The 10,949-nt window shown below is 44.9% G+C and carries 11 protein-coding genes and 1 pseudogene; 9 read left to right on the forward strand and 3 right to left on the reverse strand.

Annotated elements, in window-relative coordinates:
- Positions 1-15: 15 nt before the first annotated feature.
- The 3 genes from OGY67_RS03945 to fucO all read left to right on the forward strand — a co-directional run bounded on the left by OGY67_RS03945 (position 16) and on the right by fucO (position 3,273).
- Complete coding sequence (locus OGY67_RS03945; RefSeq protein ID WP_267440248.1) at positions 16-1,116, forward strand: mandelate racemase/muconate lactonizing enzyme family protein; 1,101 nt, start codon at positions 16-18, stop codon at positions 1,114-1,116.
- 29 nt (positions 1,117-1,145) lie between these two features.
- Positions 1,146-2,042, forward strand: coding sequence for a dihydrodipicolinate synthase family protein (locus OGY67_RS03950; protein WP_195994711.1), 897 nt, complete (start codon positions 1,146-1,148; stop codon positions 2,040-2,042).
- 79 nt (positions 2,043-2,121) lie between these two features.
- Complete coding sequence (gene fucO / locus OGY67_RS03955; protein WP_048224064.1) at positions 2,122-3,273, forward strand: lactaldehyde reductase; 1,152 nt, start codon at positions 2,122-2,124, stop codon at positions 3,271-3,273.
- Positions 3,274-3,326: 53 nt separating this feature from the next.
- Here fucO and OGY67_RS03960 read toward each other — a convergent pair whose 3' ends face one another.
- Positions 3,327-3,938 (reverse strand): GntR family transcriptional regulator, encoded by a 612-nt coding sequence (locus tag OGY67_RS03960; RefSeq protein ID WP_048216229.1) that lies wholly within the window; start codon positions 3,936-3,938, stop codon positions 3,327-3,329.
- A 529-nt stretch (positions 3,939-4,467) separates the two neighbouring features.
- On the opposite strand from OGY67_RS03960, the gene OGY67_RS03965 reads away from it, so the two are divergent.
- The 5 genes and pseudogenes from OGY67_RS03965 to OGY67_RS03985 form a co-directional block, all read left to right on the forward strand.
- Positions 4,468-5,388 carry a helix-turn-helix transcriptional regulator gene (locus tag OGY67_RS03965; protein ID WP_103285325.1) on the forward strand — a complete coding sequence of 307 codons (921 nt, stop codon included), beginning with the start codon at positions 4,468-4,470 and terminating at the stop codon, positions 5,386-5,388.
- Between the two features lie 38 nt (positions 5,389-5,426).
- Positions 5,427-6,524 (forward strand): hypothetical protein, encoded by a 1,098-nt coding sequence (locus OGY67_RS03970; RefSeq protein ID WP_048235248.1) that lies wholly within the window; start codon positions 5,427-5,429, stop codon positions 6,522-6,524.
- A gap of 46 nt (positions 6,525-6,570) precedes the next feature.
- On the forward strand, positions 6,571-8,142 hold the full coding sequence (locus tag OGY67_RS03975; protein WP_048235249.1) for an ATP--cob(I)alamin adenosyltransferase: 1,572 nt from the start codon (positions 6,571-6,573) through the stop codon (positions 8,140-8,142).
- Complete coding sequence (locus OGY67_RS03980; protein WP_286573524.1) at positions 8,139-8,405, forward strand: YkgJ family cysteine cluster protein; 267 nt, start codon at positions 8,139-8,141, stop codon at positions 8,403-8,405. Before OGY67_RS03975 ends, OGY67_RS03980 begins: the two co-directional genes overlap by 4 nt.
- A 245-nt stretch (positions 8,406-8,650) precedes the next feature.
- Positions 8,651-8,851: pseudogene (locus tag OGY67_RS03985) on the forward strand (tyrosine-type recombinase/integrase); the annotation flags it as partial.
- Here the strand turns inward: OGY67_RS03985 and OGY67_RS03990 are convergent.
- Both OGY67_RS03990 and OGY67_RS03995 read right to left on the reverse strand, forming a co-directional pair.
- Complete coding sequence (locus OGY67_RS03990; RefSeq protein ID WP_128612291.1) at positions 8,850-9,350, reverse strand: FidL-like protein; 501 nt, start codon at positions 9,348-9,350, stop codon at positions 8,850-8,852. The pseudogene OGY67_RS03985 and the gene OGY67_RS03990 overlap by 2 nt on opposite strands.
- Entirely contained in the window at positions 9,340-10,176 is an 837-nt protein-coding gene (locus tag OGY67_RS03995) for a winged helix-turn-helix domain-containing protein (protein ID WP_286573526.1), read from the reverse strand. The genes OGY67_RS03990 and OGY67_RS03995 overlap by 11 nt, the downstream gene beginning before the upstream one ends.
- A 232-nt stretch (positions 10,177-10,408) precedes the next feature.
- Here OGY67_RS03995 and OGY67_RS04000 point away from each other — a divergent pair, with 232 nt between their 5' ends.
- Entirely contained in the window at positions 10,409-10,942 is a 534-nt protein-coding gene (locus tag OGY67_RS04000; RefSeq protein WP_048216235.1) for a hypothetical protein, read from the forward strand.
- The last annotated feature ends 7 nt before the right edge of the window (positions 10,943-10,949 follow it).

The raw sequence follows: 10,949 nt of genomic DNA on the forward strand, positions 1-10,949 counted from the left end.
GATATTGAGGATGTAATGAAAATAGTTAAAGCCGAAATCTTTATGGTTGATTTGAAACCTAAAGTAAAACGTGTCGATGCGATTCAGTCTTTTGTCTCACAAGAGACGCCGATTATTCGTTTAACAACATCGAGTGGAGAAATTGGTGAGGGCTATACCTACACAATTGGCACCGGCGGCTCATCTGTGGTTGCGCTGTTACGAGATCACCTGTTACCGAAATTGATTGGTCAGGATGCGACGATGATTGAGGGCATCTGGGAATCATTGCTGTTCTCAACTCACGCGACCTCGGTTGGCGCCATTACGTCTCTGGCACTGGCAGCCATTGATACCGCATTATGGGATTTGAAGTGTAAGCGCATGAATTTGCCGCTGTATAAAGTCGCAGGTGGTGCGAAGTCGCGCATGAAGTTATACACCACCGAAGGGGGCTGGCTGCATTTAAGCACTCAGGAATTAGTTGATGATGCGCTGGCTGTTAAGGCGCAGGGATTCTGCGGTTCTAAAATCAAAATTGGTTCTGAAAGTCCGGTGCGTGATATCGAGCGTTTGACTGCTGTACGTGAAGCGGTGGGTGATGAGTACGTGATCATGACTGATTGCAACCAGGCGTTTAAATTCTCGGAAGCCAAACAGCGCGCAGCGTTGTTGGAGCATATTAATCTTTCATGGATTGAAGAGCCGTTTCTGGCGCATGATGTTGATTCTCATCAAAAATTGTGTGAGTCAACCACCATTCCTGTCGCGGTGGGTGAGTCCATTTATTCTATCCAGCACTTCAAAGAGTATTTACAGAATAATGCCGCAGATATTATTCAGGTTGATGTGGCTCGTATTGGTGGTATTACACCATGGCTTAAAGTTGCACATATGGCGGAATGCTTTAATAAAATTGTCTGTCCGCATTTCTTGATGGAATTGCATATATCATTATGTTGCGCCATTACTAATAGCCGTTGGTTGGAATATATTCCACAGCTCGATAGTGTTACTCTGAATAAGGTGAATATTAGCGAGGGATATGCTTTCCCACCAGAAGAACCTGGTTTGGGTATTCAGTGGGACTGGCAGAAAATACAAGCTGATACTGTTGTTTACCATGTCATTGAATAAAACAATTTTTATTTTCTCAGGAATATATTATGTCTGAAAATCATGCTCAATTTCACGGTGCATGGTGCCCATCAATTACGCCTTTTGATCAACAAGGAAATATTGATTTATCGGCACTGCAGCAGCATTTGCGACGTTTGGAAGAGGCTGGGACTCATGTCGTATTGCTAATGGGAAGTATTGGGGAGTTCACCGCATTAACGCTGGATGAACGACTGATGCTTATCCGTGAGGCACGGAAAATGTCATCGCTGCCGCTGGTGGCAAATATCTCAGCTACTTGTATGGCGGATATGATACGTCTGTCAGAAGAGGCCTGGCATTGCGGGTATCAAGCAGTGATGATTCTACCTCACTACTATTTTCAACAAACGCCGGCCCAACTATTGGCATACTACCGCGGTCTGGGGCAGCGCCTGAATGGAAAATGGTTCGCATACAACTTTCCTGCCCGAACTGGATGCGACCTGGACGCGGTACTGGTAGCGCAATTAGCGGCAGAATTTCCCAATTTTGTGGGTGTTAAAGATACTGTTGATTGTCTCTCTCATACTCGCGCAATTATTCAGAAAGTCGCGTCCGTTAGAGACGATTTTGTTGTTCTGTCCGGTTATGATGAATATCTTATCCCAAATCTTCTCGCGGGTGGCGCGGGAGTTATTTCAGGATTAAATAATATTTGCCCCGAACTTTTTGTGCAGGCAATTAAAGCCTGGGATGAAAATGATCTTACCCAGCTTACTGGCATACAGCGTGAGATAAGCCGACTTTCTGCTATTTATAATATTGGTAATGATTTTGTTACTACAATTAAAACCGCGGTGGCTCATAAGTTTCAGTATTCTGGAGAGAAATCAAGAAGCTTTGCGGGGGAACTAACTCGTCAGGAATCGCAACAGATTGACATAATGTTCAGTATCCAATAATCAAAAATCAATAACAGCACACATTATGCCACGGCAATGCTGTATTGCTGTTATATCTCTCTGTTATAAGGTATAGAATATGTCTTATAGAATGATATTAAATGAAACCTCATATTTTGGCGTGGGTTCAATTAACGCTATCGTTGATGAAGTTAAAAAGCGAGGTTTTAAAAAAGCGCTGGTAGTTACTGACCACGATCTTATCCAGTTTAATGTAGCGACCAAGGTACTTGATATTCTTGATAGCGCAGGGTTGCCTTACCAAATTTTTGATAAGGTCATACCTAACCCTACGATTGACGTCGTGCAGCAAGGTGTTGAGGCATTTCGTCAGGCGGGGGCAGATTACCTGGTCGCTATTGGTGGCGGTTCACCGCAGGATACGTGCAAAGCGGTAGGGATAATCATTAACAACCCTGAGTTTGCCGATGTCCGCAGCCTCGAAGGTGGGGCTGACACTAAAAATGCCGCTGTACCGATGATTGCCATTCCAACGACCGCGGGTACGGCAGCTGAGGTGACTATTAACTATGTGATTACCGATGTAGAGAACCGACGTAAGTTCGTTTGCTACGATCCTCATGCTATTCCGGTCGTTGCCATTATTGATGCTGACATGATGGCCAGCATGCCGCCCAGTTTAAAAGCGGCAACCGGTGTTGACGCACTGACTCATGCAATCGAAGGATATATTACGAAAGGGGCATGGGAATTAACCGATACGCTTCATTTAAAGGCGATTGAGATGATAGGGCGTTCGCTACGCGGTTCGATACAGGGAATCGCCCAGGACGCTGAAGGCATGGCGGTGGGGCAGTATATTGCCGGGATGGGCTTTTCTAATGTCGGATTGGGCCTGGTGCATGGGATGGCCCATCCTCTGGGTGCATTCTATGGTACGCCACACGGCGTCGCCAATGCAGTGCTATTGCCGCATATCATGGCATACAACGCCGAGTTTACAGGAGACAAATATCGCCAAATTGCACAGGCTTTGGGCAATACTCAGGCCATGGTGATGCCGATCGAAGAGGCGCGTCAGGCGGCCGTTGAAGCCGTGGCACAGCTTAACCGAGACGTAAATATTCCCGCCCGACTGCGCGATATCGGCATGAAATATGAAGATATCGATGCTCTGGCAGCCGCGGCAATGGCGGACGTCTGTACAGGTGGAAACCCTCGAGATACTTGTATTGAAGAGATTAAGGCGTTGTACCGACAACTCTACTAATTTTTAACTTTCCACATGACCGGTAGAAATACCGGTCATGTTATATGCATAGCCTATTTAAAGCTGGAGAACAGGCGGTTGTAGGAGTTGTTGACGTGATGGGCAATGGCCTCACGGGTTTGTTCTATATCGCGGGCAATAATACCGGCGCAAATTTTCAAATGTTCTTTGGATGAATCAATAATTGAATCATTTTTCATTTTGTCTGAACGCAGCATGCGTAACCGGTCATACATGAAGGTCAGCGTTTTAGTCACAATAGCGTTGTGGCAATCGGATAGCATTTGTTCATGTAGCTCGTTATCAGCTTCGAGTAATAAAGACACATTCGAATCATGAAAACCGACTTCAATTTTATCTTTAATTGTCTGGTAGCGTTGCGGGTCCTGGTTCTCCCATGACAAATTCAATACCATAATTTCAATGTCTTTTCGGATCTGGAAAATATCACGTATTTCACTGAGCGTAATGGGTTTAATGGTTTTCGTTTTATTTTTGGAAGGCTCAATCCAGCCTTCAGTCATCAGGCGAAACAAAGCTTCGCGCAGCGGCGTACGGCTGACATTAAGTTCCTGACATAGCTCATTTTCTGAGATAGCCCCCACCAACTCATTGGCGATGATTTTGGCCTTCAATTGATGATATGTTTTTTCGCTGATGTTCATAGTCTGGCTTTAATGAGGGTCATAATCATGTTTAATGAGATACAAATTAGCCCCTTGTCACTATGAAATCAATGGGTAAGCCCGGTTGTACAACGAATTAGCTCGTGTTTCAACGACTCAGTCAGCAGCACTAACAGCTGCCAGCGCGTCCACATCCTTCTGCAGATGATGTTTTTTTACTCAGCGTGAAGAAACCAAATACCGGCGTTCATACCACGATACTGGCCATCATTAAGAAACTCTCCTGACAATCCACCTTTGCAAACTCAGCGTTGAATTTGGCTTAGTGGAAGAGATAGCCGTTAGCCAGTTTGATGAGGATGTATGTAGGTGGTCTTTTGGCCGCCATGTCTCTGGCATTTACTCCTGATGAGGAGCGCTTTTTGTCCCTAAAAATTGTCCAATGCGACTAATGGTCAAATAAATTGTCGATTTCTCTAAAAAAAATGATCAGCGTGCCGATACACTGACAGGATATGTCAGCATTTTATATATAATTCATGTCAGGAAAACAGAAAAGTAGGTGCTTATGGCTGATTCAGCAAGGAGTTGCTCAGCAGAACGTTTAGTCGATATCCTAATAGAGCTGCAAACTTGTGGCGTAGTGAATCGCTATCAGTTGATGAAGAAATTTAATATCACTGAACGAACGGTCTATCGTGATCTTAATATGCTTTCCTCCTTTATTGAGGGGTGTGGTGGAGGAGAGTATCGATTGATACCGATTCGCGCGCAGAATAATAGCGCCTATGCCCTTCATGACCCACTGGCAAAGCTGCTGGACGCCGACGCGGTTTTTCCTGATAGAGATGAGGATTTTTGGCTTAGCTTAGAAAAACGAGCGGTAGAACAGCATGTTAGAGTTCAGTTTGGTCGCCCTGAACATTCAGTCAGAAATGATTTGCGAAAGTATTTTAACTTATTAGAAAAAGCGATTCAGAAAAACAGTGTCTGTCATATTTTATATAAAGACAAAACGCGCACCGTTCACCCTTATAAATTAGTTAACCAGAAAAATATTTGGTATCTGCAGGCGACCGAGGACGGAAAGCTAAAGTCTTTTTCGTTAAGTAAAATTCGGTGGTTGGATATCCGGAAAGAGCATTTTACGGTCGATACACCCACACTGTCATTAATTGATGAGCATCGCGATCCTTGGGTAAGTGAAGAGACGTTTGAGGTGCGGGTGCGTATTAAACACAGCATTGCAGGCTACTTCGCAAGACGAGATTTACTGCCTCAGCAAGAATTAGTGCGTGAAGAGAATGATGGCGTGACTTTGCTTTGCAAGGCAGCACATCAGAATCAAATTATTCCACTAATTCTATTCTGGTTACCGAATATAGAAATTCTGGAACCTGAATGGTTGAAAAAAACGGTCATCAACATACTGCATAACTACATCACTGGCGATCGCGACTCTGTTCCTGTTCTGGAATGTGATGTGTAGCGGGTAACAACGACTTATTGCACAGGAGATTTTTATTTATGGCATTACCTTTCATTATTCTGGGCGTCGCGGCAGCGGCAACGGCGTTTGGTGGCAAAAAAGCTTATGATGGCTACCAGAAAAAATCAGAAGCCGACGATGTTTTAGATCGCGCGCAGCGTCGCTTTGATAAGCATAAAGAGAGCTTTGATCTGGCGAATGAAACAACGTCGAAAAAACTGGCCGAGCTGGGTGAAAAAGAACTGAAGATCGGTAAAGATTTCAATGAATTTAAAACGATTGCCGACGATCTGTTGGCGCGTATGGCTAAGGATGGGCATAAAGATCTTCGTCTGAAGGTACCGCAGCACAACATCAATAAAATTCAGAGTCTGGCGATTTCCGCTACGGAATACCTGACGACGGTCGTCGGTGCCGGGGTGTCCGGTGCTGCCGCTGGTTTTGCCGTGTACAGCGGTGTGATGGCATTTGCCGCAGCGTCTACCGGTACGCCGATTGCCGCCCTGTCTGGTGCGGCGGCGTATAACGCCACAATGGCGGCTATTGGCGGCGGTTCTCTGGCCGCAGGCGGCTGGGGAATGGCGGGCGGTGCGATGGTACTTGGTGGCGCGGTAGTGGCTCCGTTGATTGCTATCGCAGGCTGGGCTTACGATAGCCATGCCGAAAAGGCGCTTAACAATGCTTATCAAAGCTCCCGTGAAGTGACAGCTGCGGTGGAAAAAATGAATGCGGCTGAAGCGCAGCTGACGAAGGTGCAGCAGTATGTAAATAGCATTTATGAATCAATAACCCGTATGCATGGCGTCTTTGTTCAACACTACTTTGAACCGCTGAAAGCGATGCATGCCATCATTGTTGAGCGTCATGAGAAGAATATAACCACTGAGATTAGTGAGTCGGAAGAGATCATGGCTATTATCGACCATGGTTATGAATTAGCCGCCATCATGACCGACGTGATCACCACGCCGCTGTTCAAGCCGGTGACGCAGGAAAACGGTGAAGCTGTTATCGAAGATGGCGTGATCCAACTGCAAACCGACAGCAACGGTATGAACCTGCTGAACAAAGAGATTCTGGACGAAAAACTGGCGGTTTCTGCTTCTGAGTTTGACGCATTTTCTTCTCGTATTTAATCGACGCGCCGGGCGAATCTGCCCGGCATTGCTATGGGCGAGCACAATGAACACAGCCAGGTTTGACTGGGGTGAAGAGTTACATCAGACGGTGGTTAAGAGTCTGACCACCTCTTTTGGGTTGGATTTTCTCTTGCTGGAGGATAAACACGGCGGCGATGTGAATACCATTCATAACGCTCGCGAGGGAGTGTATGCCACCGACGCCGAGCGTCAACGGTACGAGCAACGTGAAGGGTATGATTCTCATCATTACCATAGCCACGAAAACTACATTGCCACCAACCGGGCGGGAAAAAAGGCGCACGAGGCCGGTACGTTGACCGATACCTACACCGGTGAGAAATTTGCGGCTAATGATAAAAAGAACCTCGACCATATTATTGCCGCCCATGAAATTCACAACGATCCAGGGCGTATCCTTGCCGAATGCGATGGTGCCGATCTGGCTAATGATTCATCAAATCTGACCTTCACGAATGAGTCGCTGAATAAGGCGAAGAAGGCGAAAACGATGGATGCCTTCGTGCAAACGCTACAAGAACAGCATGCTGTGACCACGCAGGAAATTGCCCGTTTACGCAGCCAGCCAATGCTTTCCGAGCAAGAGCAAAAACAGCTGAATAAGCTGGAAAATAAAGCCGCCGCCGATTTTGAACGGATGAAAGAGGCCGACAAAAAGGCGCGGGCAAAATACAACAGTACGATCAATCAGGAATATTATACCAGCAGTAAGTTTGCGAAGAATGTCGCCACCGCCACAATGAACAATGCGTTTCGCATGGGAACGCGGCAGATGTTGGGACTGATTCTGGCAGAGACCTGGTTTGAGTTCCGCGCGCGTATTCCCGTGATGTTTGAGAAGCATCGTCATTCATTCGATGCCGGAGACTTCCTGCAAGATGCGGCGGAGGCATTACGCGCAGTCTGGCAGCGAGTGCAGGGTAAATTCAGCACTTTCCTGACGTCCTTTAAAGACGGAGCCATCGGTGGCGTGCTCTCCAGCATTACGACGACGCTCTTCAATATCTTCTTTACGACTAAGAAGATGATGGTGCGCCTGATTCGTGAGATGTGGAACAATTTGGTACAGGCCTTTAAAGTTATGGTCTTTAACCCTGAAGGCTTAGCGCCGGGGCAGCTCGCTAAAGCGGTAAGCAAGCTGGTGGCTGCGGGTGTGGCCGTGGCTGCTGGTGTGGTGGTTAACGAAGCTTTAGCCAAGATGCTCGTCTTTCCTTTTGGTCCGGAACTGGCCGCTTTCTGCGGTGCGCTGGCGACAGGTATTCTGACGCTGGTAATGAACTACTTCCTGGAACACAGCGCATTGATGAAAAAGGTCTGGGCGTTTCTGGATACGTTTAAAGATAAGTATCAGAAAGCACTAGAGTATTATCAACAGGTGAATGCTGAACTCGATCGTTATCTACTGGAGCTTTCGGCGTTAGAGTTTGCTATTGATACGTCAGCGTTATCGCGTTTCTCGCTGCATCTTAACGCGGTGAACAGTGAAATTGAGCGTGGTTTGTTGCTGCGTGCAGAGGTTGAGCGCCGAAATATTGCGCTACCGTTTGAAGCAGGGAATACCCGCTCTGTACGTAGCTGGTTAAGTAAGCTATGACGCTCACGCCCCAGTTTCCCTGTAACCAGTGTGGCGCTTGTTGTCGCCACGTCGATCGCGCCAGTGAAACGCAGTTTCTTGATCGCGGTGACGGCATTTGTCGTCACTATCAGATGGAGACAAAGCTGTGCGCGATTTATGAAACACGTCCGCTTATTTGCCAGGTAGAAAAGCAGTATCAGCTTAACTACCAACAGCAATATAGCTGGCAGGAGTTCATTACGCTTAATCGTGAAGCGTGTTTAATTCTGGAGAAACTGTAGGGCAGTGTGCTTCACGAAGGGATCAGCGTCAATATGTACTCATTATGGAGTTGGCTCGCTTTCGTAATGCGAAGGTCGTAGGTTCGACTCCTATTATCGTGCCATTTAAATCAATAGGTTACAGTTTATTATTTGCATATAATCTTACTGTCTTCTCTCCCGCGTACTTATTTAGCATGGCATAGCTGAGTGTCATGTTCCCGTTCTCAAATAAATTCAGACCCTACAAACTATTCCCTTCATAGGCTACTAAGAAGCCAATCCAACAGAAGTATCTAACTGAAAACTCATTGCGTTTACATGAAAGTGGTCAAATGCTTGATATACCTCATTGGACGTCCCATGATCTGTGCCGCCCTGTACGGACAGGGCTATCTCGTTTGCAATGTCCAAACGAGGTAGCTGAGGCTAAATTGGGGCATATGCGTGGCGGCGTTGAAGGTATTAGGATTTACTGACACATAAAAGTGATGGTGAAAAAATGTTGCCTATCAGATATGCATTTTGAAGTTTTGATACATGCATTCGTTTCTCTGGTTCAGAGCTATCGTAGATGGCTTTAGTAAAAAAATCATCAGGCATTGTGTCAGCTGATTTCTTTCTCAGTCGTGCTTCAGAAAGCCTTACGGTGCCAGAATCTAGCATCACGTATTCAAACGCAATGGTACGCTGGACGCTACTTTTCCCAACGCCATGCTCTCCTGTTTCCGTAACGACACCAGAAAAATCAACCTCACCGGATCCGTCTTTATAAATCTGAACGTATACACTGCCATTGAATTTCACCCCATGAGGTAATTCTGGCATCGAGATCGTCGATACACAGTTGATGCTTATCCCATTATTGGGTGCCCAGTCAGCGATTCCTGTCGCGCGAACAGCAATTGCTGAAACAAACGCAATTGCTGAGACGCTTATCAGTATTTTTTTCTTATTAATTTTCATGGATATAGATATCCTTGCAACCTGCAAATTTAGTTTGTTCTTTGTTATTCCAGGTGCAGCGGGACAAAAATACGCGTCCTTTTTCACCGTAGGTGTATAGATCGTCAGGCTGGAAGAAGTAGGTCGCACCCTGAATGCACGGAAGGTAAGTGTTTGTTAACAATCTGGCTTTTTCGAGTTTGACGGACATCATTTCTGGGGAGTTGTTATAAAAAGTATACACAGGGCACTGATCAATCTTACCGAGTTTCCAAGTCTTTATAGCTGAAATCATATCAGAAGCACCATTTTGTGATGGGTAAAAGGCTATAACCAGTGAACTCAGCAACAAAATCATTACAAAAATCCAGATTTTTGCCGATACTTGCGTTTTTTTAATTTGCACCGTTGACTGAACATTTAATGAATTGATTTCACGGTAGTTATCAGTCTCTCTGATAGATATAGAGTCATCAGGAACCAAGAAGCCCACCCGGGGTATAGTCTGAATGACTTCCTGATTACAGCCGAGATCGTGGAGTCCTCTTCGTATAAATGAAATGTACTGGCTCAGAGAGTTATTCGAGGCCTGAAACCCATTCTTATCCCAAACATTAACTAAAAGATCCTCACGGGAAACGACCTTGCCTCGTTGCTCAAGCAGGAACGAAAAAATACGATTCGCCGTTATGGAAAGTACAACCGAATTTTCGGGTGATGAAAGACTGGCAAGGACACCATCATCAGTTCTGAATGTTACTTCGTTGTAAATTTGGTAAAGCATATGTGTATTCATCTGCATATGATTGTTCCTCTCTATTTTAGCTGATATTTCACGTTTTGACATTGTGCTCTATCACGCATACGCATTTTGCAGTTAGATATTTTATAAAACTATTTCTTCTATTGCTTTATCAGAATATCTACCTATATGACATGACATTACTTCTATAGATTCCTGGGTAAGGTGTTGTTGTATTATTATTTTCGTCTCAAACCCTCCCAGTAACGAGGCTCTTCGTGAAGGTTCTGTCAATTAATTTTGAGAACATCATGAAGGGCATTATCAGGATTTACTCATGATGGATAGGCAAACATTCATGGTCATCACGCATGATACTTTTCTTCGTCAGTCTATTTTCGCTTTAATGAAACAAATTTGTTGTGAAAATAGAATATGTTTCATTGATGTCGATTCATTTAACTCGCTTGGAGAACTGAATGACACCCTATATCACTTTTCCAAAGAGGATGAAATTCGAACGATTTTGATCTCTCGCGGGTTATGGATCTCTAAGGTTATCTCATCTCAAATTGATTTATCTGTGTATGATGATTTAAACAAATGGCGACACCTTATAACGATAGCTAAACTAAAATCGGTGAGTAATGTAATTGAAAAAATTGAATTCTTCAAGGACTTCAAAGGAATGAGCCAATGTGAAGTTAAAACAATTCAATCACTAAAACTTTCAGAGAGTATTTTCTTGGCTGCAAAAAAATCAGGCGTAAGTTATAAAAACTTTTTGAGAAGTACACTCGCTATAGCAAAGAGGTATAATCTTAAAAACACCGCCAACCTGCACTTCTTTGTTTACAGGTTTAATAAATAGGATTACT

The organism is Citrobacter sp. Cpo015, assembly GCF_030333035.1.
GTDB classification, from domain to species: domain Bacteria; phylum Pseudomonadota; class Gammaproteobacteria; order Enterobacterales; family Enterobacteriaceae; genus Citrobacter; species Citrobacter portucalensis.

Coding starts and splice junctions, on each gene's coding strand:
- OGY67_RS03945 (WP_267440248.1), top strand. CDS start 16: ATGAAAATAGTTAAAGCCGAAATCTTTATGGTTGATTTGAAACCTAAA.
- OGY67_RS03950 (WP_195994711.1), top strand. CDS start 1,146: ATGTCTGAAAATCATGCTCAATTTCACGGTGCATGGTGCCCATCAATT.
- fucO (WP_048224064.1), top strand. CDS start 2,122: ATGTCTTATAGAATGATATTAAATGAAACCTCATATTTTGGCGTGGGT.
- OGY67_RS03960 (WP_048216229.1), bottom strand. CDS start 3,938: ATGAACATCAGCGAAAAAACATATCATCAATTGAAGGCCAAAATCATC.
- OGY67_RS03965 (WP_103285325.1), top strand. CDS start 4,468: ATGGCTGATTCAGCAAGGAGTTGCTCAGCAGAACGTTTAGTCGATATC.
- OGY67_RS03970 (WP_048235248.1), top strand. CDS start 5,427: ATGGCATTACCTTTCATTATTCTGGGCGTCGCGGCAGCGGCAACGGCG.
- OGY67_RS03975 (WP_048235249.1), top strand. CDS start 6,571: ATGAACACAGCCAGGTTTGACTGGGGTGAAGAGTTACATCAGACGGTG.
- OGY67_RS03980 (WP_286573524.1), top strand. CDS start 8,139: ATGACGCTCACGCCCCAGTTTCCCTGTAACCAGTGTGGCGCTTGTTGT.
- OGY67_RS03990 (WP_128612291.1), bottom strand. CDS start 9,350: ATGAAAATTAATAAGAAAAAAATACTGATAAGCGTCTCAGCAATTGCG.
- OGY67_RS03995 (WP_286573526.1), bottom strand. CDS start 10,176: ATGTCAAAACGTGAAATATCAGCTAAAATAGAGAGGAACAATCATATG.
- OGY67_RS04000 (WP_048216235.1), top strand. CDS start 10,409: ATGATGGATAGGCAAACATTCATGGTCATCACGCATGATACTTTTCTT.